The sequence below is a fragment of the Agaribacillus sp. DX54 genome, assembly GCF_056858335.1.
In genome coordinates this window covers 110066-136253 of sequence record NZ_JBXEQE010000011.1, presented here as the reverse complement: position 1 = coordinate 136253, position 26188 = coordinate 110066, and the positions used below count along the sequence as shown (strand labels likewise).

Annotated in this window: 24 protein-coding genes and 1 pseudogene; 17 read left to right on the top strand and 8 right to left on the bottom strand. The window is 43.4% G+C overall.

Features of this window, described 5'->3' with window-relative positions:
* Positions 1–30: 30 nt before the first annotated feature.
* Together AC04NP_RS13925 and AC04NP_RS13920 are read left to right on the top strand one after the other, a co-directional pair.
* Positions 31–1035: a PorP/SprF family type IX secretion system membrane protein gene (locus AC04NP_RS13925; RefSeq protein WP_482860371.1), complete on the top strand. Its 1005-nt coding sequence runs from the start codon at positions 31–33 to the stop codon at positions 1033–1035.
* 1 nt (position 1036) lies between these two features.
* Positions 1037–2386: an OmpA family protein gene (locus tag AC04NP_RS13920; protein ID WP_482860370.1), complete on the top strand. Its 1350-nt coding sequence runs from the start codon at positions 1037–1039 to the stop codon at positions 2384–2386.
* A gap of 110 nt (positions 2387–2496) precedes the next feature.
* Here AC04NP_RS13920 and AC04NP_RS13915 read toward each other — a convergent pair whose 3' ends face one another.
* The 4 genes from AC04NP_RS13915 to AC04NP_RS13900 are packed head-to-tail and all read right to left on the bottom strand — an operon-like array spanning position 2497 to position 7872.
* Positions 2497–5580, bottom strand: a complete 3084-nt coding sequence (locus AC04NP_RS13915; RefSeq protein ID WP_482860369.1) for a transglycosylase domain-containing protein — start codon at positions 5578–5580, stop codon at positions 2497–2499.
* Positions 5581–5588: 8 nt separating this feature from the next.
* Positions 5589–6368 (bottom strand): hypothetical protein, encoded by a 780-nt coding sequence (locus AC04NP_RS13910; RefSeq protein ID WP_482860368.1) that lies wholly within the window; start codon positions 6366–6368, stop codon positions 5589–5591.
* 10 nt (positions 6369–6378) lie between these two features.
* Complete coding sequence (locus AC04NP_RS13905; protein WP_482860367.1) at positions 6379–7683, bottom strand: hypothetical protein; 1305 nt, start codon at positions 7681–7683, stop codon at positions 6379–6381.
* Between the two features lie 15 nt (positions 7684–7698).
* Complete coding sequence (locus tag AC04NP_RS13900) at positions 7699–7872, bottom strand: hypothetical protein (protein ID WP_482860366.1); 174 nt, start codon at positions 7870–7872, stop codon at positions 7699–7701.
* Positions 7873–7941: 69 nt separating this feature from the next.
* Between AC04NP_RS13900 and AC04NP_RS13895 the strand changes: the two genes are divergently transcribed.
* From AC04NP_RS13895 to AC04NP_RS13885, 3 genes are all read left to right on the top strand, one after another.
* Complete coding sequence (locus tag AC04NP_RS13895; RefSeq protein ID WP_482860365.1) at positions 7942–8175, top strand: hypothetical protein; 234 nt, start codon at positions 7942–7944, stop codon at positions 8173–8175.
* Between the two features lie 249 nt (positions 8176–8424).
* Positions 8425–8982, top strand: a complete 558-nt coding sequence (locus AC04NP_RS13890; protein WP_482860364.1) for a YceI family protein — start codon at positions 8425–8427, stop codon at positions 8980–8982.
* A gap of 53 nt (positions 8983–9035) precedes the next feature.
* Entirely contained in the window at positions 9036–10316 is a 1281-nt protein-coding gene (locus AC04NP_RS13885) for a hypothetical protein (protein WP_482860363.1), read from the top strand.
* Positions 10317–10552: 236 nt separating this feature from the next.
* Here AC04NP_RS13885 and AC04NP_RS13880 read toward each other — a convergent pair whose 3' ends face one another.
* Both AC04NP_RS13880 and AC04NP_RS13875 read right to left on the bottom strand, forming a co-directional pair.
* The gene (locus AC04NP_RS13880) at positions 10553–10930 is read right to left on the bottom strand and encodes a HigA family addiction module antitoxin (RefSeq protein WP_482860362.1); all 378 of its coding nucleotides are present in this window, start codon (positions 10928–10930) and stop codon (positions 10553–10555) included.
* Between the two features lie 29 nt (positions 10931–10959).
* Entirely contained in the window at positions 10960–11238 is a 279-nt protein-coding gene (locus tag AC04NP_RS13875; protein ID WP_482860361.1) for a type II toxin-antitoxin system RelE/ParE family toxin, read from the bottom strand.
* A gap of 333 nt (positions 11239–11571) precedes the next feature.
* Between AC04NP_RS13875 and AC04NP_RS13870 the strand changes: the two genes are divergently transcribed.
* Positions 11572–12534, top strand: a complete 963-nt coding sequence (locus AC04NP_RS13870; RefSeq protein ID WP_482860360.1) for a Rossmann-fold NAD(P)-binding domain-containing protein — start codon at positions 11572–11574, stop codon at positions 12532–12534.
* A 65-nt stretch (positions 12535–12599) separates the two neighbouring features.
* Entirely contained in the window at positions 12600–12749 is a 150-nt protein-coding gene (locus AC04NP_RS13865) for a hypothetical protein (protein ID WP_482860359.1), read from the top strand.
* A 242-nt stretch (positions 12750–12991) separates the two neighbouring features.
* On the opposite strand, the gene AC04NP_RS13860 is transcribed toward AC04NP_RS13865, so the two are convergent.
* Positions 12992–14185, bottom strand: a complete 1194-nt coding sequence (locus AC04NP_RS13860; RefSeq protein WP_482860358.1) for a glycoside hydrolase family 18 protein — start codon at positions 14183–14185, stop codon at positions 12992–12994.
* A 568-nt stretch (positions 14186–14753) separates the two neighbouring features.
* Between AC04NP_RS13860 and AC04NP_RS13855 the strand changes: the two genes are divergently transcribed.
* Both AC04NP_RS13855 and AC04NP_RS13850 read left to right on the top strand, forming a co-directional pair.
* On the top strand, positions 14754–16190 hold the full coding sequence (locus AC04NP_RS13855; protein WP_482860357.1) for a sulfatase family protein: 1437 nt from the start codon (positions 14754–14756) through the stop codon (positions 16188–16190).
* Between the two features lie 443 nt (positions 16191–16633).
* On the top strand, positions 16634–17101 hold the full coding sequence (locus tag AC04NP_RS13850; protein WP_482860356.1) for a hypothetical protein: 468 nt from the start codon (positions 16634–16636) through the stop codon (positions 17099–17101).
* A 19-nt stretch (positions 17102–17120) separates the two neighbouring features.
* On the opposite strand, the gene AC04NP_RS13845 is transcribed toward AC04NP_RS13850, so the two are convergent.
* Complete coding sequence (locus AC04NP_RS13845; protein WP_482860355.1) at positions 17121–18518, bottom strand: neutral/alkaline non-lysosomal ceramidase N-terminal domain-containing protein; 1398 nt, start codon at positions 18516–18518, stop codon at positions 17121–17123.
* A gap of 254 nt (positions 18519–18772) precedes the next feature.
* Here AC04NP_RS13845 and AC04NP_RS13840 point away from each other — a divergent pair, with 254 nt between their 5' ends.
* The 8 genes and pseudogenes from AC04NP_RS13840 (at position 18773) to AC04NP_RS13805 (ending at position 26146) form a co-directional block, all read left to right on the top strand.
* On the top strand, positions 18773–18988 hold the full coding sequence (locus AC04NP_RS13840) for a hypothetical protein (protein ID WP_482860354.1): 216 nt from the start codon (positions 18773–18775) through the stop codon (positions 18986–18988).
* A gap of 15 nt (positions 18989–19003) precedes the next feature.
* Positions 19004–20035, top strand: coding sequence for an alginate export family protein (locus AC04NP_RS13835; protein ID WP_482860407.1), 1032 nt, complete (start codon positions 19004–19006; stop codon positions 20033–20035).
* Positions 20036–20082: 47 nt separating this feature from the next.
* Positions 20083–20691, top strand: coding sequence for a cytochrome c nitrite reductase small subunit (nrfH, locus tag AC04NP_RS13830; protein ID WP_482860353.1), 609 nt, complete (start codon positions 20083–20085; stop codon positions 20689–20691).
* Positions 20688–22193: pseudogene (gene nrfA, locus AC04NP_RS13825) on the top strand (ammonia-forming cytochrome c nitrite reductase). Before nrfH ends, nrfA begins: the two are co-directional and overlap by 4 nt.
* A gap of 57 nt (positions 22194–22250) precedes the next feature.
* Complete coding sequence (locus tag AC04NP_RS13820; RefSeq protein ID WP_482860352.1) at positions 22251–23720, top strand: cytochrome c biogenesis ResB family protein; 1470 nt, start codon at positions 22251–22253, stop codon at positions 23718–23720.
* Positions 23651–25354 carry a cytochrome c biogenesis protein gene (locus tag AC04NP_RS13815; protein WP_482860351.1) on the top strand — a complete coding sequence of 568 codons (1704 nt, stop codon included), beginning with the start codon at positions 23651–23653 and terminating at the stop codon, positions 25352–25354. Before AC04NP_RS13820 ends, AC04NP_RS13815 begins: the two co-directional genes overlap by 70 nt.
* 20 nt (positions 25355–25374) lie before the next feature.
* The gene (locus tag AC04NP_RS13810) at positions 25375–25641 is read left to right on the top strand and encodes a LytTR family transcriptional regulator DNA-binding domain-containing protein (protein ID WP_482860350.1); all 267 of its coding nucleotides are present in this window, start codon (positions 25375–25377) and stop codon (positions 25639–25641) included.
* Between the two features lie 160 nt (positions 25642–25801).
* Complete coding sequence (locus AC04NP_RS13805; RefSeq protein WP_482860349.1) at positions 25802–26146, top strand: Pvc16 family protein; 345 nt, start codon at positions 25802–25804, stop codon at positions 26144–26146.
* Positions 26147–26188 lie beyond the last annotated feature (42 nt).

Below are 26188 nucleotides of genomic sequence, written 5' to 3'. Positions count from 1 at the left end.
AAAGAAATTACAGATAGGAAATAATAAGTAATGATGAGAAAACTATATCTTTTTGTATTTGCTCTGCTCGCTGGCATCACCCATTCCCATGGTCAGGGAAGGGCTTTGCTTGGGCAATACTTTCAAAATCTGCCGGCATTTAGCCCTGCCTTTACCGGGGCCAATGATTACCTGGATATTCGAACGGGATTCAGAAAGCAGTGGGCCGGCTTTGACAACGCGCCCAATACGATTTTTTTGAGTGCTTACAGTCCGATCAGACAGAAGCGTAACCCCTACCAACGGAATTCATTGAGAGGCAGTTCAAATGGACAATATTACAAAGACGGCATCCAAAAATCAGGCGTAAAGCTAGGAGTTGGCGGTTATGTTTTGATGGATGAAAAAGGACCATTTACCGAATTGGAAATTATGCCAAGTTTGGCGGTACATGTCCCCATGACGAAGCATACCTTTCTGAGCATGGGTTTTTCGGGTGGTTTGCTGAATAACAGCATTGACTTGGATGAGATTACGGTGGTCGATGAGATCAATGATGCCACCTACCTTTCTTATGTAAACAACGGGGCGTCCAACTCATATTTCAATCTGAATTTTAGTTTAGGTATTTATTCAACCAGGTACTATTTCAGTTACGGTATAATGCAGGTGAGCAGAACACTCCTTTCCGGCAACGAACAGGTCAACAGTGATGGAGCGGGCACAAGACATCACCTTCTGGGTGGTTATCGCTTTTTTGCAGGGAAAAAATGGGAGCTGATCCCGAATACTTTCCTGAGAATACAAGGCAACCAACCCTTCTTTTTTGAGGCAGGTTTGAGGGCCAGGTACAATGAAAACCTATGGATCGGTGCATCTTACAGAAATGATCGAACTATTGTATGGATGTTAGGGCTTTCTTTCAATGATAAGATCAACTTTGGCTATGCTTATGAATATAAAAACTCCGACTTTGATCATTTCAATGGGGGAAGTCATGAAATTACCTTAGGCCTAAGATTGTTTAACTATGGGAGCTATACGCCAATTTGGTAAGATGATGAGATATATCATACTAAAGGCCGTAATGCTTATGTCGGGGCATTTATCACTAGAGGCCCAAAGGCTTGAGTTTACACAGACCACTAAGCTTGACAGTACGGTAAACACACAAGCAGAAGAAATCAACCCAAAAATCACTAAGGACGGTAAACGGTTATACTTCACCCGGGCCTTTTACAAGAAAAATATAGGAGGTCAGTATGCCGGACAAGACATCTGGTACAGTGAACGATCAGGGCAGCAATGGACCAAGGCGAAGAACCTGAAAGCGCTCAATGATAGGGATAACAATGCCGTCTTAGGATTGAACAAAGAGGCGGATAAACTGTACCTGATCAATAATTATACCTCACCGGCGAGAAGGGAGTTAGGGTTAGTAGTCGTAAACAAAGGAGAGGGCAAGAAGCAATGGCGGGAAAAGAAAGAACTACCGGTCAGGGTTCAGGTGCCTGATGATCATTATGGTTTTTACCTAACACCAGATGAACAGGTGTTGATCATCAGCATGATGGGAGAAGAATCATTGGGACAAGAAGATTTATACGTAACCATTAATAAAGCAGGCGAGTGGAGCAAGCCTGAACATTTGGGGGCCATCGTTAACTCAGCAGGTTATGAGATTTCACCATTTTTATCATCAGATAAGCAGACATTGTATTTCTCCAGCACCGGCTTTGAAGGATTTGGCGATGCAGATATTTTCTCTGCAAAGAGACTGGATGATAGTTGGACCAATTGGAGTAGTCCGAAGAACCTGGGAGAAAAGATCAACTCTGCCTACTTCGATGCTTACTTTATTATAGGAGATGATGGAACAGCTTACTTCAGCAGCAACAGAGGCGGGGGTATGTGTGATATCTTTCAATCAAAGATCAGAACAATTGAAGAGCAGGAAAAAGAAGCCGGGAAAAAAGAAATGATTGCGAATCAAGTGGTTGAAAGGAAAGAACCGGAAGCTGTTACGGAGGCTATTGAGACCCCGGGCCCCAAGCCACTGCCAGTTCAACAAATTGTATATTTTGATTTTGGTAGTGATGTACTAACCACTGAGTCCAAAAATACACTAACGGAAGTTTTGAAAATAATCAGCAGCAGAATGGATCTTATAGTGGAATTGCATGGTCATACCGATGAACGCGGCAATGAAAGTTTTAACTATGACTTGTCCAGAAGAAGGTCTGAAGCTGTAAAAAAATACCTGTCTGAAAATCAATCAGCTATTTCAAAGCTGAAAATATTCTATTATGGGGAAACAAAACCGACAGCCAGTGGGGCCGAAGCCGATGATCACCATCACCATCGACTGAATAGAAGAGTGGAAATAATCTATCAGCAACTTAACTGAATTGCAGGCAAACCATGAATTAATCATACATGGTTTTGCTGGCTTTTCGCTTTAAGCCTTTTCAAGCTTCAAAAATCCTTTTCGATATAACCCTAATTCAACTCCAGGGCTTAATACTTCATCGCGAGTTGAGGTTTATATTCATCATAATGCTCCCACGCTCTGTAAATATAGGCGGCCAGGACTCCGGCACTTCTTACGCCCGACTCAAAAGGAATCGGTGGGGTTTCATTCAGTTCCAAATGATCGCCGGTCACTTTCCCGTAGGTCACATAGGATACAATGAGCAACCGGCCATCGCACAAGACCGTGTATCCGTGAATCGCTTTGTCAGAGGTGCCGGTCTTGGCGTAAAACTGAGGAGTTTCAGGCAACAAATGGGTGATATGCGTCCCGGTGCCTCCCTTTAGCATGGTATGGTGGAGGGCCTCTTTGATGATTCTCGTGTTTTCCGGTGCATAGACCGGCTTTCGCCGTTGGTAGAGTTCTTGTTCCTTGGTGCGGAAGGGGTCATAGGCCTTTTCGAAGACCCTGAGTTCACGGTACCTGCCGTCGTTGAAAAGTGCCTGATAGGCCTGAGCGATACCGAAGAGGGTCATGTTGCGTGAACCCAATGGATAGTTTACCTCATGCTCTGATGATTTGTCGGGGTCATCGATCTGCAAAAATGCATCTTCACTGATACCCAGTGTGGCAAACTTGTTTTCCAATTGCTGGTACAAAGGCACAGGTTCGGTTACCTGGCGAACATTCACCATGGGTGCATTTAAGGATTTACTTAAAATTTCATTGATCCCGATCATACGTTTGGAATACCGGCGGCTGTAATTATTGGGGGTGAATTTTCCTTTGATTTTACCATCGTAGAGTTTCAATTCTTTGGAAGCCATGTTGTTTTCCAACAATTCCAGGATGATAAAAGGTTTGATGACACTGCCCATAGGATTGCCTCCTGCGAAAGTAGTAAGATCGGTGACTCCCTGACCTCCATGATGCCCCAGAACATTACCGGTGGTCACCTCGACGACCAGCGCCGCTGAGTACAGGTCGAAGTCCGATTGTTTTTGATATTGGCGAAAGTGTTGCTTAAAGCGGCGCACTCCTTTGACCATTCGCATCTGGTTTTTATGGTTGAGTGTAGTAACATAAGTATAGCCGGCATGCTCCTTATCAGGTAATTGTTTTTTTAAAAACTCCTTGGTAGTGGTAGCTATGTTGCCTAAAAGTGTATGATCACTGAATCGCAGTTCCTGTTGCTTAAGCAGTTTTAATTCCTTTGGTTCGATCAACCCTTGTTGTACCCATATATTGGCCTGATCCACTAAGACTTGTTTGATTTCGATGGCGTAATCTGCTGCTGCTGTGTAGTCGACAAAGCCATTTTGGGTTTTAAATTGGGAGCTGCGTTTTAAAGAAGCCACCAGGTACATCATTTCCAAGTGATTGAGCTCCGGCAGCGGCCTTTTAAAAGCGGTAAGCCCGGCCATCACCACCCCTTGCTGACCATTTCCTCCGATCATGCCTACCTTATTGAAATACTGGGTAGCAATTTCCTCTGCCGACAGTTGCAACGAGAGCTGGTAGGCGGAAAGCATTTCCGTGTATTTTCTCTGGAAGTCCTGCGGAAACCGTCCGGGAAAAGCCTCGTTTTTGATCAGTTGCATGTTTAGATTAGAACCTCCTCCGGTACCCGTTGCCATACGGTACAGTGAGGCGATGGATATCCCATGCCAATTTGACCATTTGGGCCACCAGCTTTGTTGCCGGCTAAAATCCCGGTCTTCCTGCAATATCAGACATCGCACCAGGAACTCCGGCAAGTTTCCGGAGCTTGCAGGGGCACAAATATTGCCATCATAGTCATAGCGGCCAATTAGCAATGGATAGTAATTCTTATCAATCACAGTATTCACATAGTGCTCATCGGCTGCATAATCATATTTTTTTGGAAAGATGCTAAAGAGGACAAAGGCTCCTGCCGCCAAAACTCCGATAGGTGTTACGGCCCGTCCAAGCCCCCTGGCAGTAGTGTGAAGATAGGCCAGCATGGTATTTTTCCTGATTGGAGGAAGCCGTCTGCCACGAATGAAAGTCCATAGTAGTGCCGTACCTAATCCCACTCCGTAGGTAACAACATGTAAAAAGCCAAAAAGAAGGGCAATAACAATCACAAAGAACAACAGGAAGATCCATAGTTTTGGCTTTAACACCAGGAGTACCAAGGTCAAACCTATCGATACCGGATATAGATTCTTTTGTCGCAACAATATCGGTTTGACATGCTGCATTGGCTGAACCAACGGGCTGTCGGCGTCAAAGAACATGATAGCGCCAAAGTAATTGTAGCCCTTGGCAATAAAACTCCGTACTACTTTATACAGCAAATAACAAGATACCAGGGCAAAGCCGATCACAAGCCAGTTGTTTTCCAGAAATTGTGTGCCGAGATACAGGGGGATACTTAATGCCATTCCTATTCCCAGCGTAAATATGACCGTTGCCAAAGGTTGAAAAACGACAATTTTTGCTATGGACCCCAGCCGGATGTATTGAGGTAGCGACGCGCGATATTGCTCGCTTCGGAGCAGGTGCAAATGAGAAACCGCCACAAAATAACAAACCAGGGCGAGCTTGGCCATCGACAAATAAATCAGGTGAACCACACCCGAGACCCGGGGCATGTGTTGGCTGTAAGAAAGGATTTCCAAAGCCATAAACAACACTACGGCAAAAAATCCAAAATACAATACATCGCCCTCATTGTAAGCAGGCTTCCCATACTTTGTATTTACCCAATGCATAAAAGATCGCAGACCACGGTAGATAACATAGCAGGTGGCCAACTGCAAGACAGACTGTCCTAACATGCCTGAGATAAAGTGCTTGAGCGTAAAGGGGTTCTGCACGGTACTGTTGACAGTAAATACACCTCTCATCATCCGGAAAAAAGAAATCAAGTCAGCCGAAAGCAGGTAAGCCAGCAACGCAGTGCCCACTTTATAAAAGATAAAACCCGCCACAGCCATGACCAGCACACCAAACCAGGTGGTGGTGTACTCCCCGAGGTCTACAAAATCACCCTGGCGCTGGCGGGAAAAGGTTTTACGGAAGATAAACTGTGAAAAATCACGAAGAATAAAACACATAGCGGCCAGTAATAAAAGCCAGCCAGCGATCGCAATAACCACTACCATGGGTGACTTTAATTTACATTAGAGAGATTATCCATAAACCGGACGTTCCGCAGCCGCATTTCGGCCAGCAAACCGGCCCAGAAGCTTTTTACTTCCCGTTGTCTGGCATTGACCTTTTCGTTTGCACTGTCTTTGCATACGATAATTATATTGGCATCCAACCCTTCTCTTTGCCGCACTTCAAATTCCTGCAGCACCATTGGATCAATCAGTTTCGGAACTACTTCTGCCAGGTTTTCATGGGCTGGAATATTCCGGTACATGTTCAGGTACCGGTTATTTTCAATCATGTCTGAAAAAATAATCAACGTGGTCTCTGACCCGATATTGGCGTGAGTTAAAGCCTTCACCATTACGTTGGCAATGCTGCTGCCCGAGGTGCTGCCTTTATCATCGGTAAGGGCTTTGAACGCAGTCAACTGAGCCCTCAGAAGGTTGACCAAAGGTGCCGGACTGGCTTGTTGTCTTTCTGTCTGATAGCTTTGACCCTTTCGTGTAATCGCAATGGTTTCAGAAGCGGTTTGCAACCCTTCTTTGGCACTAATAGGTATCAGGGTCAGGGTAAAACTTTCACAGGGGGAAATATCACCTAATCCGGTTTTTGCCATAAATGTGGGGAGGTTGGCATGAAGGTCTGATTCAATATCGGCAAATAATTGTTTATCAGTCACATCGATCAAAAGAATGGCTTCACGGGATTTAACACTTTCACATTCTGTCCATGCATTACATCCTGCGAGAAATACCAGGAAAGCCATCGGTATGAAAAGATTCATGAATCGCATCATGGGTTCGTCTTTATGGTAAATCAAAATAAGCTTTAATGTCCTGTCTGGTAGGCCAGCCGGGCTGTACCACCAAAGCCTTGACAGCATCATTCTTCAGCACGTTGAGGTATTCTGTCTGATAATGGTTCAGGTGCATTTCCAACTTTCGCAACAGTTGGTCGTTGTCCATCAATAAGCGGTCTTTTTCTTTTTTCAAAGCCATCATTTCGGTCTTCTTGACCTGTAGTTCATCGAGGATGCTTTGAAGCTGCCTGGTGTTGGGCACTATGGCATTGTTTTGAATCTGGTGTAGTTCCTTTAACCGCTTTTCCGCACGTTGGATTTGTTGCAGGTAATATTGTCTCCTTTCCTCGATTTGTGTTTTATCCGTCACCTGCGTTTTATCAGTTGGAGGAGCGGGCAGGGGGGCGATAGGTTTGGAAACCACAGGTTTGTGTTTTACAAAGGTTTGCATAATGACAAAAAACAAAAACACAAAAATACCCGGCAACATATCGTTTTTACGATAGAAGCCGACCCACCAGGGATAAGGTGACGCTATATCAGCCTGTGGGACTACGGTTTCATCCTGCAAAGCCCATAGCGATGCACTATCGGTGTTCCCTTCCGGAGGCGGATAGGCTTCATTCAATAACAACGGACCTAAAAGCATGGTAAAAAGCATCAGAAAACTGAAACCCAGGAATACTATTTGCACAGGGCGCCCATCACGTTTAAAAAACCGCCCTACCAAATGGATCAGGAAAAGCACCACCCCTAGTGAAATACTGCGCACAATCATGTCTTCAATGCCCCTGCCATCCCGCAGGCTGTTCCACTGCACGTAAGTCATAAATACCTCACCGATCAGCCATATCAAAAGAAAGCCTAAAACTTCTTTAACAGTGACCCGGGAACGCTTTTTGGGTGGTAAGGCTGGTGGTTCTGACGGTTTGGCTGGTGGTTCTTCTGCGGGAGGAATGTAACCCCGCAGGAGCATATCCTTATCGAGTTGATCCAATGAGGCCCTGAATTGTTCAAGCTGGGCCTGCTGGTCTTCGATCTCCTGTTGGTTTCCGGTCAATAATCCATTGCCTTCCTGTTCCAAGGCCTGGGTGGGTGCCTCAAACGCCAGTATTTCCTCATTTAAGTTTTTAAGGGATGTGTCTGCCTGAGCGATTTTCACCTTATTGATACACAGTTCATTAAACTCCGGCCGGTTGAGTATTTCCAATTGCCCGTTAGACCAGCAATACTGGCCAGACTCGTTTCTCAGGGGTGTACTATCCAGGCCAACGTCCCGTTGGACGATGGTATAATTTTGCAAATCTTTCATGCTACGGGAATTTAGTTATGATGACGAAACATCTTGCGCTGATTTTAAAATATGGTGGATGCGCATCAATACAATATCCCGGGGGCAAGGCGTTGGCGGCAAATCTTCAGTTATTTGCGTTTTGGTTTCAGAAGTATCGGGTGCAGCAGTTTGCTTCACCTTGTCAACATACTTTTCGGTGGTTTTCATTTACATAACACATTTTAATCACAACACATTTTAGATAGCGTAGCAACTTTCTGTGTATAATAACTGTAAATGGGCTGGCTTTATTGTGAGATAATATACTCCACCGGAAGAAAACCTGAAAGTTGTCCGGTGATGGACAATCCGGAGAAAGTTAACACCTTGAATACTTCCGGATGTATTGAAAGCCAGATAAGAGATAGTGCCAGCGTTGCATGGCTGTTGCACAACATCAAAATATACCTTTATTTTTATTTAGAGGCAAAACCCTCTGTGTCTCTTGGTGCCTTTGTGCCTCCGTGGTGAACAATGGTTAACCACTAAGACACCAAGAGGCACAAAGGATTTTGTCCGACACTTTGTGCAACAGTCACGAGACGCTTGCGCTAGTGCGTAAGTAGGCACATTTCTTTGTGCCTTGGTGGTGACTTTTTTTTAAATTAATCAGCTCTCATTGCACGATTAAATCTACAATCATCATATATTTACTTTTTATAAGGCTTTGATTAACAACACCATGTTTGCCTTATACTTGTGAAACGAAATTAATTAACGATGCAAATCCGCCAAACCCGGTTTCCGGCTATTGGTGGCCTGAAATGGGTGAAAGCTATCTTTTTTTTGCTCCTTTTACCTCATTTGTCATGGTCGCAAGTCACATTAAAACCAGGTCCATCAAGCGAAGTAACCATCAGCGGAACCTCCTCGTTGCACGACCGGGTGTCTACTGTGAATAGGATTGAGGGACAGGCAAACATCGGTCTTAACGAAGAAAAACTTCAGGATATCCAAGGCCTGAAGGTCACCATACCTGTAACAGCCATAAAAAGTGGCACAAGGAGTATGGACAAAAACACCTGCGTAGCTCTAAAATCCGCAGAGCATCCTGAAATCGAATATGTCCTGACCAGTGATGATTTAAAGCCTGGCAATGTGCTGAATACCACCGGTGAACTACAAATAGCCCGTCTTACAAAGCAAGTACAAAGGCAAGTAAACTACCCTATTCACGCCCCTGAAAAGGCAGCGTTTACAAGCGAAATTAAGATCAATATGACCGGATTTAATGTAGACCCACCGACAGCATTACCAGGTGCAATTAAAACAGGATAGGAGATCACTACTAAATTTTAAAGTATTTTTTGTTCAATTATAAATATGGAAAAATGAAGATCAAACTACTAAAAATCACCTTACAAATAAGCGTTTTCTTGTTGGCCACCAGTTCCATGGCACAGGGTTTCCAGCCTGACATACAGTACTACCGGTACAACGACAAAAGAGGGTTAAACGTTTTTGAAACTTCCAAAAAAGACACAGTCACCTTCGATGGTTTCAAAGTGCGCGTAGGAGGCGACTTTGCCATGCAGTTTCAAGGCCTGAATCAACGCAACAGCACAGACAGTCTCGTTGAACTGGGTACCGACTTTAACCTGCCAAATGCCAACCTAAACCTGGATGTACAGATATACGATGGATTGACTATGCACCTGAGAACTTACCTGTCATCCAGGCATCATGAAGAAGCCTGGGTAAAAGGAGGTCACTTTAAAGTTGACAAGCTGGATTTTATAAAGCCGGGCTTTGCTGCTGAAATTATGGACAAGGTAACCATTATCATAGGCCTGGATGAGATTAACTATGGGGATGCACACTTTAGAAGAAGTGACAACGCCAGGGCAATATTTAACCCGTTTGTGGGTAATTATCTCATGGATTCTTTCACTACCGAGGCCTTTGGAGAGGTAAATTTCCAAATGAATGGCTTTATCGGAGTGCTTGGTATATCCAATGGTAAACTCAACCAGAATGTTGTGGTCAATGACAACTCTGACAATCAAGCATCTTTCTACGGAAAACTTGGTTTTGACAGACAGATGGATGAAGATCTGCGTGTCAGACTTACCGGCTCCTGGTACACAAATAATGGTACAAGTACAGGCTTTTACCTGTATGGTGGCGACAGGGCAGGCACAAGATACTATCAGGTAATGCAATCGCTGGAAGAAGCTTCGACACGCTCAGGCAGTGATTTTGATGGTCGTTTCAATCCGAGATTCCTGCAGTTAACCTCTATTCAGATTAATCCGTTTATTAAATATAAGGGCCTCGAATTCTTTGGAATTTATGAAAGAATTGGCAACGGGGATGATATGGGTGACGGATCGTTCACCCAGGTGGCCGGTGAACTTATTTACAGATTTGGTGGCAAGGAGCAATTGTACGTTGGCAGCAAGTACAATACGATAGAAGGTGAGATGACAGAAACAGCCAGTACCAGTGAAATTAGTAGATTGAACTTTGTCGGGGGGTGGTATCTTACCAATAACATAATGGCAAAACTTGAATATGTAAGACAGGAATATTCCGGAGATGGCTGGACAGGTAGCAAATACGATGGTGGCGAATTTGATGGATTCGTATTCGAAGCGGTAATCAGTTTTTAATACATGCGCTTCCGGGTGGCGGGAAAATCGTTTTCCCGCCTTTTTTACCTTATAACTCGAATCAGGTGTGTAAATCCCCAACTTATGTCCATAAAATCATTTTTGATTCCAATAGTATCATTTGCCACCTTATTATGTAATGATGAGCCTCATAAACATAACACCCCATTAGTGAAAGTACACATTAATGGGGGTAGTTATTTAATTGTTCATGGCAGGACCAATCTCACTAAATTTCATTGCCAATATGTAAAAAGCCTTTCAGATACGTTGTTAGTAAGGGTGGTGCCACGAGAACCCAATAAATTGTTATTGGAGCATGCCGAATTACTATTTTTTTCCGCTTGCCAAAGATCATAGTGCTGTTGCATCTTCAACCACATACTGGCACTGGTATTTAATGCTTTGGCCAGCTTCAAGGCCATTTCGGGGGTTATGCCGGTATGCCCGTTGATAATTTCAGACAAATTTTGGCGGGATACCCCCAACGCTTTTGAAGTTGCTGTAATTGTTAACCCCAACTCATCCAGGTAAAGAACTTTTAAGACCTCGCCTGGTTGGGGCGGGTTATGCATTTTACTTCTTTCCTGGATTTGATTTACCCTCTTTTCCATGATTTAATTGTCGTTTTCTTATCTTCCGGTTAGTGACAGTCTTCATAGTCAAGATCGAAAGCGTCTCCATTTTCAAAGCGGCATGTAATTCTCCAGTTTTTTTTAATGGTTAAAGACCATAGTCCCTTTCGATCTCCTTTTAATGGATGCAGGTTACCACCTGGTATGTTAATTTCATTTATCTCAGAAATAGTGTCTAAAACAGTCAATACAAGCCTTATTTTCGCTAAATATTGTGCGGGTAAACCTTTTGGATCACCCTTTTCAAAGAACTTTCTTAGATCTTTGTGTCGAAATGTCAAAATCATTTTTTCTCATGAGTAAAAATCTCATATTTCAGCAACCTTTATTCAATAATCAATTATATGAAGTGTCAAGTGTCGCCTGACGCTTTGCTGTCTTTTGCTGACAAGACGTTTTTCAGACTATCGAATCTACTTTGAACGACATCTTTGGATTCGTAGTAATTTACAACTCAAAACGGGACTCTTTTAAAAAGTATTTTTATATTTGCTCTGGGAGAATTTTAGACACATTAATTTGTGTTGAGCTTATTTCTAACATTAGAGAAGATTTTGGGAAATAAGTTTCATTCTTGTACAACTATTGTGCTACTCTAATAAAATTAATTTTTTATTAGAATGACTACAAAAGTACCTTTAGTTTTATCCTTATCTCAAATAACAAGCATTTTAGAGACCTTAAATTTAATTCCTTTAATAGAGGAAGGTTTTCTTGCTCTGTCATCTAACAAGGCTATTGTTCCTCCTGTAGGCGAATTACTGTTTGAAAACCCAAGAGGTGAAACGCATATCAAATACGGTTATATTCTCAATCAGCCGTATTATGTTATAAAAATTGCATCTGGGTTTTATGAAAACCCAAAACTAGGGTTGAAATCTAGCCAAGGGTTAATGTTAGCTTTTAGTCAACAAACAGGTGTACTTAAAGCCATATTATTGGACGAAGGACATCTTACCGACATTCGTACTGCTATCGCCAGTATGATTACCTTAAAATATTTAGCTCCTAAACAAAATATCAAAATCGGCATTATAGGCACTGGCATACAAGGCAAACTTCAATTAAAATATCTTAATACAGTAAGTAATTGTAAAGATATATTTGTTTGGGGACGAACAGCGGAAAAGGTAATAGCTTACAAAAATTCTTTTAAAGATTCTGACTATAAGATTAAAATAGCTTCTTCTATAGAAGAATTGACAAACAACTGCAATGTTATCATTACTACTACCCCTTCTAAAAAACCATTACTACTTGCATCGCAAATCAAAAAAGGAACGCATATAACTGCCATAGGTTCTGATACTTTTGAAAAAACAGAACTAGAATCTACCATTATGAAAAAAGCAGATATCGTAGTTTCAGATAGTATTGAGCAATCTAAAACAAGAGGAGAAATTTTTAGAGCAAGACAAGATAATTGCTTAAATCAAGATACACTTATTGAGTTAGGAAATCTTATAAAGAATCCTGCATTGGGTAGGCAAACTAATAATCAAATAACTGTAGCAGATTTAACCGGAGTTGCAGTACAAGACATTATGATAGCTACAGCAATAATTAGTAACTATAAAATTTAACATTATGAACATTAGAATTTTTGACCTTGAAAGCATTGGATCTATCACTTCAAAATTGCTATGATATGGGTGGTACACTTTCAAGGGTGCTGATCAGGCATGGTAGGGGAGTGGTGGGAAGAAAAGCGATTAAAGATACCACCCGCCTTCATCACGACCTGATGGCATTGGATGCAAGCCTGGGAGCCAATTCACTGATAATGTACTTGGAATGATGAATACCCATCCATTATGAAAACCTGGCCGCCGATGGTTTTGGTTTTCCGTAGGACCATCCAGGCGCTACGTGACTTGTGTAGTGTTCAAAACATGGTTTCAGGCCTTCAAAATCCGGTATGCCCCTTTAAAACGCTGCAATATTCTAATCGCCCGATGCACCGTTTGCCTCGCAATTTAAAAAAATAATGGCATATACCGGATAAACAGGTCTAATAATCTAAAAAAAATTGACCTGTTCTCATAGATTGGAAGCTTTGTAAATCGCATCCAGCAGACTGTTATCGTCTTTGGTGTCATTGCCTAATTCCCAAAACATGATACCCCCCAGTTTTTGATCCCGGGCATATTGGGTTTTTAACCTGACCGATACGGTGTCATCATAAGAAATGAATAGGCTATCTTCAGCATGATACAAAAAAGGGGCTTTGGCAACAGGGTCCCAGTGTCGTTGAAAGCCATTTTTTCCTTCAAATTCCTCCCTGATCTGATGGTATGCACTCCACCCTATGTAGGAACCTCCATTCGGTTGGTACAATCCATGCTGTTCCGGATGCACTCCCTTCCAGGCACGGCCGTAGAAGGCCGCGCCAATGACAATCTGCCCAGGTTTAATGCCCTGGTCGATACAGAATGATACAATCCTTTCCACGGACCGGGGCTCCCAGGTATATCCCCGCTTAGCCATTGCTTCTTTTCTAGCTGCCATGTATTTCCCATATGGATATTTTTCAATATCTTCCTCCGTGATCCAACCCAAAGCGGTGTGATGCCCGGTGTAAGGTGAGGTAGCCACAATTTGATCATAAGTCATCACATTAATAAAATCCACATACTTCATCACTTCCGGCACCTCGATATGCTTGTAATAACGTTTCCACCCGGCTGCCGCAAATGTGAGAACCTGCGGCCGGTCCAGGCTATTCATTTCCTCCCTCAGGGCTTTCATGAGTAAAGTGAAGTTTTCTTTATCTTCTTTTCTGTGCTTTATCCCGGCGGCCGGAATGCCCGGATACTCCCAGTCAATATCCAGTCCATCCAGTCGATAGGCTTCAATAAACCTGATGGCGCTATTGACGAACTTGGTTCTGTTTTCTTCCGTATGCGCCATATCCGAAAAACCATCGGCCCCCCAGCCACCGCAGGCAATCATAACTTTTAAGTGGGGGTGGTTCTTTTTCTGCGCTACGAGCAATTTTAATTTTTCCGCTGCTTTTTCGTTGCTGAAATTCATTTGCCCATCAATAACATGGGTAAATGAGAAGATGATGTGGGTCAACTTATCCAAAGGCAGTTGATCCGGATGATAATCCTTTTCAGGGACATAATAAGCCATGACGGCAAAGGGCCTTTCTTGTTTGTCCGACGCTTTCCGGTTAGGAGAGCAACAGAAAAACAGCCATGCCAGGAATAAAAAAATGCAGTTTCTAATCATTTTATTTGAGATTCTTTATGGTGTTACCCTTTTATTACAGCCCCGCTTTTCGGCAAAGCCCCGACTGGGTTTTATGCGTGAAGATGAATTGCTATCCTCTTACAAAAAGGTAATATAGAAACAATTTTCTTCAAAACAGATCAATGGCGGTAAAAGTTATCCAACACCCACAAGACACTTACCTACCCTATCCGATAGCCTTACTAATAAGAGGATGCGATGATTTCATAATCGCCGCCCCCAAGGGTGCCACCATAAAATAATTGTCCATTGTCAACTATCAATTGTAAATTTTCCATTGTAAAATATTTTACCTTGAACAGATTGTACCGACTCCCTCTGTGTTCCAGGCTGTGGCACTATATCGACAGGGCGGTATAGCCATCTTAGCGGCAAAGTTTGGCTTTGAAAAAGGAAATAATTTTTATACTTTCCAAACACGTACTGTTATGCATGCTATTTATTGGAAAGAAGCAGGAAGTAAAGGAGTTAAAGCTGGCATTTAAACAACATTGAAGGAGGAGAGAGGCAAAAAAGTGGATGCTGGCAGGTTGTGTCTAAAAAAATTATGAAAAACATAGGAATTATAGTGGCTGTTCTACTTCTGGTTTCCTCATGCGGGGAAAAAAAGTCGCCGGAAAAACCAAATGTTGTGGTCATACTGGTTGACGACATGGGATGGGGCGACATTGGGTACAATAACCCGGAAAATGTGTACACGCCAAATCTTGACAGGCTTGCTGCGGAAGGTGTCACTTTTGAGCGGCACTACACCATGCCTCAATGTACCCCGACGCGCGTGGCTGCCTTCACGGGACGTTATCCGGGGCGTTTTGGGACAGCCGGACTCCAGGCAAGTAACGATACTGTTTTTTCGAAGGGAACCCCAACATTGGCCAGCATGTTCAAGGCAGCCGGATATAAGACTTATCTAAGTGGAAAATGGCACATGGGCTCTTCCATAGACCACGGCCCCAATCATTTTGGTTTTGACGAAAGTTACGGATCTTTGGCCGGGGCGGTAGGCATGTATGACCACCGCTACCGGGAAGGTACGTACGAAAACACCTGGCACCGGAACCTTAAACTGATTGGAGGCAGCGATAATGGCGTGCATGCCACGGACCTTGTCGCTGAAGAGGCTAAACGAATCATCGGCAACCAGGGTAATGATCCTTTCTTTTTGTACCTGGCCTTCCATGCGCCTCATACGCCGCTTGATGAAAGGGGAACTTTTGTCGACATACCCACACAATTGGATCCTGAAAACCCCGGCCGTTGGTTGAATGAGGACAAAATAAAATGGTTTAACGATCCTCGAGGAATCATTCAAAAAGAACCGGATCCGGAAAAGCGATTGTTCCTCGCTGCTGTGAATCATCTTGACGATGCCATCGGACAAGTCATTAAGGCTTTGGATGAAAGCGGGCAGCGAAAAAATACGTTGATACTGTTTTCATCGGATAACGGCCCTCAGGTAAACTGGGGTGGAAATGCCTATCCGGACGACCTGCATTTAACTGACTTCAACCAACCCATTCCTATGAGAGGATCCAAAAAGGATGTTTGGGAAGGAGGCATACATGTGCCTGGATTTGCCAACTGGTCCGGTACGTTGCCACCCAAAAGAATATCCGAACCGTTGCATATCATCGATTGGTTCCCGACGCTTGCCAGCTTGATTAATTTCACGCAAGTGGGACAATATGATCTTGATGGTGTGGACATTAGCCCGGTGCTTTTCGAGGATAAATCCCTGGAATCACGTGACTTGTATTGGATTTGGCATACGCGCACCAATCGGTGGGCCCTTTACTACGAAGACTATAAAATCGTGAAATACGACCTGGAAGAGCCGGATAGCCCTGAGGATTGGGAGCTGTACCACCTTGGGGAAGATCCGATGGAGTCAGAAAATTTAGCATCGAAACACCCGGAAAAGTTGGAACTGCTTCATGCTATGTTTGTGAAACAAAGAAAAAAAGACAAGCGGGAACTTTTTTAAAGTCATTCGGACACGGAAACTGCCAGGAATGAGATACCCAAATCTTCAGTAGCTGGCCATCTCCGGGTTAAGGGCACATAGCAAGGACACTGGTGTAAATAGTTTCTTTGGGCATTGCTTTTTTCCTTGTCTGTTTTTGGCCTGATAAAGGTAAAGCGCAGGAAATAAATAGAAATTTTCGTGTAGTTAAATAGCCTGTCGGCCACTTATTTAAGTAATTATTAAAAATGTTTGTACCAATGCCGTAATCACAAGTAAATTTTTACCGCTGAAACAATCATACAATCTTTTATCTGCCATGCTCAACAAAGTATTTCGAATGGTCCCTGTTTTCTTTCTATTAGCAGATCAGGCTTTATCTATCGTTGAAAACGTTGCGATTCAAGAAGCACTGGCCCTCATTCGGGAAAACCCATCGGCATCAAATTTTTAAAAACAAGAAAATGAAAAAAAAAGGCACTTACCTTATGCTGACAATCACCTCTTTTTTATCTTTTAATCACTGTACCTCGAAAAAAGAGGTCCCGGTTACGGCGGAAACAGCTTTGCAAAGCTATGTAAACAATGATGATGATGATAATTTTCAATGGCATGTTATAGAATCTTACCAAACCGGTGACGAGTCAGTAACGGCCTATGATTTGATACTTACCTCCCGGCAATGGAGAGAGTTTGTCCGGAAGCATCAATTAACAATGCTGGTGCCTGATGAGCTAGTGCACGATGGGGCACTGTTATTTATTACGGGTGGCAGTCTCAAAAATGGGAAACCCGGGCTGAAGGGATATGATGATGAGCTTACACAGAATATGGTGATACTTGTCAAAAAAAATAAGGCCGTTGTTCCCAATGGGGAAGAATTTGTCCAAAGCACCAGGATGTTTGTGGTCGATAGTGTTCAGGTTTTATAATTGGATTAGCCGGCCATGTTTATTGGGATGAGGATACTTTTTCGGTCAATTCCCCAACCATATGATTGATAAATGGATTGTATCCCGGCCCAAACCAATTCATCATTCTTGACTCGTATTCGTTGAGGTGATAATATTTACAGGGGATAACATAACCCGTGTAGGCGCCATTAAAGCTTGTGACCATGGCCCGGAAGCCTTTTATATGCATGGCATTTTTAATGGTAATTGCTGTTTCCCCGCTAAAGTCACAGGGTGTAGTGGTCCAAATCAGGCTGTCGAGGCGGATGGTTTGTAAAAAAACATCCCCAACCTCAGGAAATAATCTCCGGGCAATCACCGGATTTAAGCGGAGTCCATCTGATACACGAATCTGAAATTCCGGATAATCGATTTTAAGGGTGAGAGAGGCAGCCACTGTACTATCTTTTGTAGTGATTTTTTGTACATATTTAATCGTACTGTCTGCCAGGGCTTCCCCCATGTACTTCGGTTTTTCAAACCCTTCGCCTTTGCTTCGATAGCCATGACTTCCAACGCTTCCGGCAAAAAACACGGCCATATCAAATCCGTTGGCCTCCAGTTTTCGCTGCCAGTATCCGGGATAATCGGCACTGATCTCCATATTCGAATCACCCAGGGTGGTGGCATGGGCATCATACGAACCCATTATCACCTTTTTTTCGCCAGGCTGTTCGGCGACAATCATTAAAAAATCATCGTTCACAGTACCTTCATCACCTACAAGCCGGTTTTTCACAAATTCCCTGGCGCGGAAATTTCCTATGCCAATCTTCCCGGGCTTCAGGTTTTCGACCGCCTCAATAATTGTTTTGGAAACCTGCCGGGAAAGCCAGTCAACAACATTTGGATTAAATTCACCGGCAAACATCTTTCCAACAGCACTGCCGGACCAGGCTCCCGGCCCTGAATGCGTATGTGTTGCAGAGTAAAATATGTTTTCCCGCGTTAACCCTGTTTTTTCAGCAACCGTCTTGTCCGACAGGTTGCTTACATCCGGTGGCATGATTAATAAATCCGAGCCAACAAAAACCATGATTTTCTCATTAACTTCGATGGCGATGGCTTTAACAAACAAGCTGTCATGAATTCCGGTAGCCGGTGCTCCTTTTCTGCCTCCGTAACCTGACAAAGGTACTACCACAAATTTTCCTGCAGAAGGATCGTCCATATCTCCCAACAATACGGGTGTGATACTGTTCTTGCTCAGCCCTATCCGGACACGCCCTCCGGAAATACCAAGATCCGAAACGATGCTGTCTAATCGTACCTTGGTGGAGGAATAATAATCTGATTGAAGGTAGGGCGTATTGTCTACATTTTTTAATGCCCAGAAAAGAAAGACTGTAATCAGTATAACGATTACAAAAAGAACCTTTAAAATTTTTTTAATCATTGTTCACTGAATGCCAAAAAACAAAAATATTGAAAGCTGTTTCAAATTAAAACAAAATTATTTTGTTTGCCTGACCAAATTTGATCACTACGATAAATTGGATGCTAAACAAAATTTCGATAGTTTCCTGAAGTGGTTACCAGTGAAGGAATGCCGTCAATGATTGGCTGGCGAAGTTGGCCTTAAACCATCCTATAACCGATTCAATTAAACCGAACAAAAACACCATAAAACCAGTCAAAACCCTGTTGCCTTTGGTCGGAATACTATTTTTCCACCATGCGCTATTTGCCCAGTTGATCATCGGAACCCAAATTCGTCCAAGGGCAGAATTTAGAAATGGTTTTAAAACCCTGACAGAAGAAGGACGTGACCCGGCATTTTTCATTGAGCAGAGAAGCCGGCTGTTTGCTGATTATAAGGCTGGCCCCTTTCAGGTTAAGATCAACTTCCAGGATGTGCGTATCTAGGGATCGACCAGTCAGATCTACAAATCGGATCCCACACTGACCAATATTTATGAAGCCTGGGGACTTTACCATTTTAATCCCAACTGGTCTGTTAAAATCGGTAGAATGGATCTGGACTATGACAATGCCCGTTTTTTAGGAGATCTGGATTGGGCAGCACAGGGAAGAAGTCATGACGCCTTCCTTATTTCTTTTAAAAATGATAGTAGTGATCTCCGCCTGGATGTCGGAGGGGCTTTCAACCAGATCGGTTTTGAACCGACCAAGCTTTCAGAAACCTTTTATGCCGGGGTGAATAATTACAAAACCATGCAATTTGCCTGGCTGCACAAAAAATTCGCCGGAGCCAAGCTTTCCATGCTTGTTCATAACGATGGGCGACAGGTGGCCTCAGATTCATCTTTAGCGATGAGACAAACTTACGGATTGATTGGCTCGGGAAAAGTAGCCGGGCTGGATGTTGGCGGTGAGTTTTATTTTCAAGGGGGCAAAAATGGCGCGGATACGGATGTCAGTGCCTTTCTGGTTTCTGCCTATGCGACAATTAAAACGAGTATCACACCACTGACCCTGGGTTTTGATTATGTATTGGGAACTTCCGTTAATGACAATAAAGACAAGTCCTTTAATCCGCTTTACGGCACCAATCACAAGTTTTATGGCTATATGGATTATTTCTACGTAGGCAATGCACATGGGCAACAAGGTAACATCGCCGGGCTGCTGGATGTACACGTAAAGACCCGGTTTAAAACCGGTGCGAAAAGTTCTTTGGTGGCCAACACCCATATATTTAACAGTGCTGCCGAATTATACAATCCGACAGACGCAGATCAATCGGAAAGTAAATACCTGGGTACGGAAGTAGATCTGGTTTTTAACATGAATCCGGACAAAAATGTGAACTTTAACTTAGGTTATTCCCAAATGTTTGCAGGAGCATCTATGGAGCTTGTCAAGGCAACACCCGGTGATCACACCTCTTTTAATAATTGGGTATGGTTGATGATTAATTTTAATCCGACAATTTTTACGAGCGACAGATAATAGTAACCGATTCTTAATTGCCGGACACTTTCTATTTATTTTTAAATATGGCAATCTTTCACAGGCTAATTCCTCCCAGGCCCTGGCAACCAGTAGTCATCGTCTTACTAGGGGCAATGACCGCCCTGGTTATTTACATGATAAAAATAGCTAATGTGGCGTCCTATTTAACCGACGACCCGCGGGCTTGCCTTAATTGTCATGTGATGACTACAGAATACATCACCTGGAATCATAGTTCACACCGGGAAGTAGCCAGTTGCAATGACTGCCATGTTCCTCAGGATAATGTTTTTAAACAATATGCATTTAAAGCCAAAGACGGCTTGTATCATGCTACTGTTTATACCTTAAGGACAGAGCCACAAGCTATTGTCATGCATGAAGATGGGCAGGTGGCGGTCCAAAATAACTGTATCAGGTGCCATTTTAATCAGGTGACGGATGCTAAAACCGCCTCATGGATAGACGCACATCTCAATGACCGGTTGGACCGTACCTTCTGGGAGTGTCATAGAGAAACACCGCATGGAAGGGTAAAAAGTCTTTCTGCTGTAGGTTTTCATCTGGAGCCCTTGTCTGAGGAAGAGGGGCAAAAACTTATTATTCCTAAGTGGCTGAAAGCGGCTACGCAAAACCAAAACAAAAATCCATGAAGAATCAAGTGAAAAACTGGCTGTTATTTATAGCTACTATTATCATCGTCTTGCTGTTGAGTGTATTGGCCAATAATATCGTCAACAGAAAAGCGGAAAGTCAGTTTGCCTACCAACCACAGGTAAATATCAATGAAAATGAGCCCAGGAGTGAAATCTGGGGTAAGAACTTCCCGCGCCAATATCAATCATATATGTTGACAAGAGATACTTCCTTCTCCAGCTACCTGAATGGCTCCAAATTGCGTGATGCCCTGGAAGAAAACCCTGCGTTGGTGGTGCTCTGGGCTGGTTACGGTTTCGCCAAAGATTACAATCAACCCAGGGGACATACGTATGCCATTGAAGATATTCATAATACACTTCGTACCGGAGGCCCAACTGGTCCCGGAACAGGGCCCATGCCCAACACTTGCTGGACTTGTAAAAGTCCTGATGTACCCCGGCTGATGAATGAAATTGGGATTAAAGAATTCTATGCAGGGAAATGGGCTGACAAAGGCCCGGAGGTAGTGAATCCCACCGGTTGTGCAGATTGCCATAACCCCCAAACCATGTCTCTTCAGATCTCCAGGCCAGCGTTAATCGAGGCTTTTCAAAGTATGGGTAAAGACATTGATCAGGCAACACACCAGGAAATGCGTTCACTGGTATGTGCTCAATGCCATGTGGAATACTATTTCAACAAAGATTTGCCTGGTAAGTAAGGTGTACCGTATTTGACTTTACCCTGGAAGGACGGTATGACCGTAGAAGATATGGAAGCCTATTACGATAACATTGCGTTTGCGGACTGGACCCATGCGGTCAGCAAGGCGCCGATGCTAAAAGCCCAACATCCCGGATATGAACTTTATTCAACGGGTGTTCATGCCAAAAGGGGCGTATCTTGCGCAGACTGCCATATGCCTTATAAGGCAGAAGGAGGGCAAAAATTTACAGACCACCACATACGATCGCCACTATCTAATGTAGCCAACTCTTGCCAGGTTTGTCACAGGCAGGAAAAAGAAGACCTCATAGCAGATGTCTATGAAAGGCGAACCAAAATCAAAAAGATTCAGAGCAATCTTGAAAAGATCATAGTAAGAGCTCATCTGGAAGCAAAAAAAGCATGGGATTAGGGGGCTTCCGAAGCTCAGATGAAACCCATTCTCCAAGATATCCGACATGCTCAATGGCGTTGGGACTATTCGGTGGCTTCCCACGGCGGCTCTTTTCACGCACCGGTGGAAGTAAGCAGAATCGTATCCTCAGCTACCGAAATCGCCCAGGAAGCGAGAGTAAAGCTGGCCCGACTATTGGCCGATCTCGGATTTACAGAAGAAGTGGCTTATCCGGACATCTCTACCAAGGCCAAAGCGCAGCAGTTTGTGGGATTGGACATGAAAAAACTGGAAGAGGAGAAAGCAGTTTTTAAAGAAAATATCATCCCTAAATGGCTTGAAGAAGCTAAAAAGAGAGAATCCGGGATGGAAGTAAGACCTGCCTCTTTCAACTAAATATTACCGCAGAAAGACCGGTTTAAGTTGTGAAAATTTTGGTTTAAGCTTCATGCTATGAAAAGAATAGGCTCTTTACTCTTCTCCAATAAGCTTACATTAATCGTACTCTTAAGCTTTGCAACCGCTATGGGCTATGCTACGTTTCTGGAAAATGATTTTGGTACCCCGGTGGCAAGGCAATCCGTCTATGAAGCCTGGTGGTTTGAGTTGCTCATGTTGATTTTAACGGTCAATTTTATAGGCAATATTTTTAGATATCGGCTGCTTCGCAAAGAAAAATTGAGCATTTTGCTCTTTCATCTGGCCTTTGTTGTCATTCTGACCGGGGCTTTTGTGACCCGGTATACGGGTTATGAAGGGTTGGTTCGTATCAGGGAAGGGCAAAGTACAAATCATATCATCTCACAAGATCGTTACCTCAAAGTCGATGTAAAATGGAATGATCAACGCTGGCATTTCGAAGAAAGACTGAACCTGACCCGGTTTAAACAACCGTCTTTGGTCAGGGAACTCGGCAATGAAAGCGACCCATTAAGCATACAGGTTGACCGGTTTGTGCCTGATGCGGTTCAAGGGTTAGTAGATGGCATTGAAGCGGATGAGGTGATTGAACTGGTAGCAGCCCTCGGGGAAGGGCGGAGCAGTTTTTATCTGGGATCGGGGGGTAGTATATTTTTGAACGGCCATGAGGTCACTTTTAACAATCAAAAAGAAAATGCCATCAATATCCGGGGTAACGGTGGAACCTATTTGGTCCATTCGCCAGAGGATTTTAACTATTTCGTTATGGCAAGTCAGCAGTCGGGAACCCTTCCCAAGGGTAAAACAGACACACTCAGGATCAGGGCCCTGTATCAATCAGATCACTTGAATTTTGTGGTTAGTACGATTCACACAGGAAAGACCCTGGACTATCAAACTGCAGATCGTAAGGAGATGGCGGCCAATGCGGCTGATCTGCTATTTGTGAAGCTAAATCACGCGAATGATGAAAAACAAATTATTCTTGCAGCACTAGACGGTGTATTCAGTCCCATGCAGGAAATAAGTTTGGATGAATACGCTATAAGCCTCTCTTACGGGCCAAAACCGGTTCCTCTTCCCTTCTCAGTGCGCCTGACCGATTTTCAGTTGGAAAGATATCCGGGCTCTACCAGTCCTTCATCCTATGCAAGTGAACTGATTATAGAAGACCGGGAGGGTTCTTTCTCGGTTAGCCTATCGATGAATAATGTGCTTGATCATAAAGGCTATCGGTTTTTTCAGGCCTCTTACGATTTAGATGAGTTGGGAACAGTGTTATCGGTTAATAAAGATTTCTGGGGCACCCAGGTTACCTACCTGGGCTATTTCCTGATGGGCCTTGGCATGATGCTGACTTTATTTGGAAAAAACTCCCGGTTTCGGCAGGTTAGCAAAAAACTAAGTCAACTGAAGTTGAAAACGCCTGCTTTATGCCTCTTCCTTGGCCTTTCCCCGGCTTGCTTACCGCTTATCCTTCGGACAAGCATAAAGAATCGGTAAGCGCCGCTGAAAAGTATATCGACCCCGATCACGCCCAAGCCTTTGGCAGATTGATGGTGCAGGATATGGACGGGAGAATTAAGCCGATTAATACCCTGGCATCGGAATTCCTCAGAAAACTTACCGGAAAAACCACTTATGTTTTAGAGGAAAATGGAAATACCTACCGGCTCGACTGTGACCAGGTTTTCCTTTCAATCCATGCCGATCCGGTGGCCTGGCAATATATGCCCATTATCAAGGTGGATGTCAGAAAAGGAAAAATGATTCTCAGGAATCTGGGATTGGAAGGTAAAACCATGCTTACCTTTCAAGACTTACTGGATGACCATGGAGATTATCGGCTGCGCATGATGGTAGAGGCTGCGCAGCGAAAGAAACCGGCGGAGCGTTCTGAGCCGGACAATGAGATCATAAAAGTGGATGAGCGATTCAATATTTTTTTTCAGGCACTTACCGGCAATTACCTGAAGATTTTCCCTCAACCTACAGCTACTGACAAGAGTTGGTTCAACAGCCATTTCAACAATGCTGGTTTTCCGGAGGAAGACTCCTTATTTGTCAGAAATATTCTTCCGGTTTATTATCAGGACATTAAATCTGCGCAATCGACCGGAAAGTGGACGCAACCCCGGGATAAACTATTGTATCTCAAAACATTCCAGGAAACGATGGGAAGTGACCTTATTCCAGACCGGAGCCGGGTGCGTGCAGAATTGCTTTATAATGAACTCAACCTATTCAACAGGCTCTTCCCGGTATATTGGTTGCTGGGAATTTTTCTCCTCACACTGGCATTGCTCCGAGTTTTTTTTCATAAAACCTGGTTAAAAGCCCTGTATCTCTTTGGGATCATCCTTACCGCTTTGGCTTTCATTTCACAAACAGCTAACATGATTCTCCGCTGGTATGCCGGTGGGTATCCGCCATGGAGCAATGGCTATGAAATGATCATTCTGGTATCCTGGGACTTATTTCTTTTTGGATTTGTTTTTTGCCGAAAAAGCGATTTTATTCTTCCACTGGTTGCTTTATTCGGGGGTACCCTGTTATTTGTGTCTTACCTGGACTGGCTTAACCCTGAAATTACCAATCTGGTGCCCGTGCTGAAATCTTATTGGCTTAAAATTCATGTGGCCATCATTGTAAGTAGTTATGCGCCATTGGCTTTATCCGCTTTGCTGGGCTTAATGAGCCTTATATTGATGATTTTCAGGAATGAAAGTTTTAAAACAACCATTACTGAGCTGACCTGTATCAATGAACTTTCTATGACGATCGGCCTTTTTATGTTGGCCATCGGCACTTTTTTAGGTGGCGTATGGGCCAATGAATCCTGGGGTCGATATTGGGGCTGGGACCCAAAAGAAACGTGGGCCTTGATATCTATCATTGTTTATGCCTGTGTGTTACATCTAGCGTTGATACCGGCACTCAGAGGAGTGTATACTTTCAACCTGGTCAGTGTTGTAGCCTTTTTCTCCATTATCATGACCTCTTTCGGGGTGAACTATTACCTTTCCGGACTGCACTCGTATGCTGCCGGCGACCCTTTGCCAGTAAGGAAAAGGACGTTTGTACACTGTTTAAAGAAACGATTTTTGTTAAAAATGACTGTACCTATGAAAAGGTAAAGCTTTCGGAAATATTATGGGTGGAAGCTCACGGAGCTTATTGCCAACTGAACACCACCAAAAAAGCATTGCTGTTATGCATTAATCTGAGCGCTTTTCAAAAACGGGTCGAGATTCCTTATCTGGTACGGGTACACCGGTCATATATCATCAATTTACACAAAATCGATGCTTTTGAAACGAACTACATACATATCGACGGAAAATTGATCCCCTTAGGCGCCAAGTATAAAAACTGTTTTGAAAAAGTCTTTCCATACCTGGGAAAAGCAGGCATAATTATCTGATACACAAACCTAATCAGCGCATAGTTCAACGTGTTTGTGAAGAAAAGATAGTCTTTCGTAAAGTTTGCCGAAGGTATTGGCAAAGATCTGGTTTTTATAAAAAAGCCATACGCTAAATTCAGCGCAAATTTGATTAAGCGACAATAAAAAAGTGCCGTTTATGATCGATAAAACGCTGAAACTTTTAGCAGATCAAATCAATAGCTACATCAAACGAAAGACCGGATCAGCAACATTCGGCCAGGTGGTTTTAAAGCCAGTTGTTAACCAGGATGGCCATCTTGAATTAGATAATAATTCGCTGGGCATGAGCCTGATAAATTTCGACGAGGAATACACCCTTAAACAGCCGGTCAATTACAAAAGAACGGATGACAACAAAGTTTTTATGACCAACCCAGCCATTCACCTTAACCTGATAGTGATGGTGGTGGCGCACTTTTCGAGTTACGAAGAAGCGCTCAAATTTATCTCGATGGTTATTATGTATTTTCAAAACAAATAATGATAAGGGGACATCCGTGGATGTGAATACATTGATTAACCA

What these genes read in the sequence shown, in the direction of transcription:
- AC04NP_RS13925 (WP_482860371.1), top strand. Translation starts at nt 31, where the DNA reads ATGATGAGAAAACTATATCTTTTTGTATTTGCTCTGCTCGCTGGCATC.
- AC04NP_RS13920 (WP_482860370.1), top strand. Translation starts at nt 1,037, where the DNA reads ATGATGAGATATATCATACTAAAGGCCGTAATGCTTATGTCGGGGCAT.
- AC04NP_RS13915 (WP_482860369.1), bottom strand. Translation starts at nt 5,580, where the DNA reads ATGGTAGTGGTTATTGCGATCGCTGGCTGGCTTTTATTACTGGCCGCT.
- AC04NP_RS13910 (WP_482860368.1), bottom strand. Translation starts at nt 6,368, where the DNA reads ATGATGCGATTCATGAATCTTTTCATACCGATGGCTTTCCTGGTATTT.
- AC04NP_RS13905 (WP_482860367.1), bottom strand. Translation starts at nt 7,683, where the DNA reads ATGAAAGATTTGCAAAATTATACCATCGTCCAACGGGACGTTGGCCTG.
- AC04NP_RS13900 (WP_482860366.1), bottom strand. Translation starts at nt 7,872, where the DNA reads ATGAAAACCACCGAAAAGTATGTTGACAAGGTGAAGCAAACTGCTGCA.
- AC04NP_RS13895 (WP_482860365.1), top strand. Translation starts at nt 7,942, where the DNA reads ATGGGCTGGCTTTATTGTGAGATAATATACTCCACCGGAAGAAAACCT.
- AC04NP_RS13890 (WP_482860364.1), top strand. Translation starts at nt 8,425, where the DNA reads ATGCAAATCCGCCAAACCCGGTTTCCGGCTATTGGTGGCCTGAAATGG.
- AC04NP_RS13885 (WP_482860363.1), top strand. Translation starts at nt 9,036, where the DNA reads ATGAAGATCAAACTACTAAAAATCACCTTACAAATAAGCGTTTTCTTG.
- AC04NP_RS13880 (WP_482860362.1), bottom strand. Translation starts at nt 10,930, where the DNA reads ATGGAAAAGAGGGTAAATCAAATCCAGGAAAGAAGTAAAATGCATAAC.
- AC04NP_RS13875 (WP_482860361.1), bottom strand. Translation starts at nt 11,238, where the DNA reads ATGATTTTGACATTTCGACACAAAGATCTAAGAAAGTTCTTTGAAAAG.
- AC04NP_RS13870 (WP_482860360.1), top strand. Translation starts at nt 11,572, where the DNA reads ATGACTACAAAAGTACCTTTAGTTTTATCCTTATCTCAAATAACAAGC.
- AC04NP_RS13865 (WP_482860359.1), top strand. Translation starts at nt 12,600, where the DNA reads ATGGGTGGTACACTTTCAAGGGTGCTGATCAGGCATGGTAGGGGAGTG.
- AC04NP_RS13860 (WP_482860358.1), bottom strand. Translation starts at nt 14,185, where the DNA reads ATGATTAGAAACTGCATTTTTTTATTCCTGGCATGGCTGTTTTTCTGT.
- AC04NP_RS13855 (WP_482860357.1), top strand. Translation starts at nt 14,754, where the DNA reads ATGAAAAACATAGGAATTATAGTGGCTGTTCTACTTCTGGTTTCCTCA.
- AC04NP_RS13850 (WP_482860356.1), top strand. Translation starts at nt 16,634, where the DNA reads ATGAAAAAAAAAGGCACTTACCTTATGCTGACAATCACCTCTTTTTTA.
- AC04NP_RS13845 (WP_482860355.1), bottom strand. Translation starts at nt 18,518, where the DNA reads ATGATTAAAAAAATTTTAAAGGTTCTTTTTGTAATCGTTATACTGATT.
- nrfH (WP_482860353.1), top strand. Translation starts at nt 20,083, where the DNA reads ATGGCAATCTTTCACAGGCTAATTCCTCCCAGGCCCTGGCAACCAGTA.
- AC04NP_RS13820 (WP_482860352.1), top strand. Translation starts at nt 22,251, where the DNA reads ATGAAAAGAATAGGCTCTTTACTCTTCTCCAATAAGCTTACATTAATC.
- AC04NP_RS13815 (WP_482860351.1), top strand. Translation starts at nt 23,651, where the DNA reads ATGCCTCTTCCTTGGCCTTTCCCCGGCTTGCTTACCGCTTATCCTTCG.
- AC04NP_RS13805 (WP_482860349.1), top strand. Translation starts at nt 25,802, where the DNA reads ATGATCGATAAAACGCTGAAACTTTTAGCAGATCAAATCAATAGCTAC.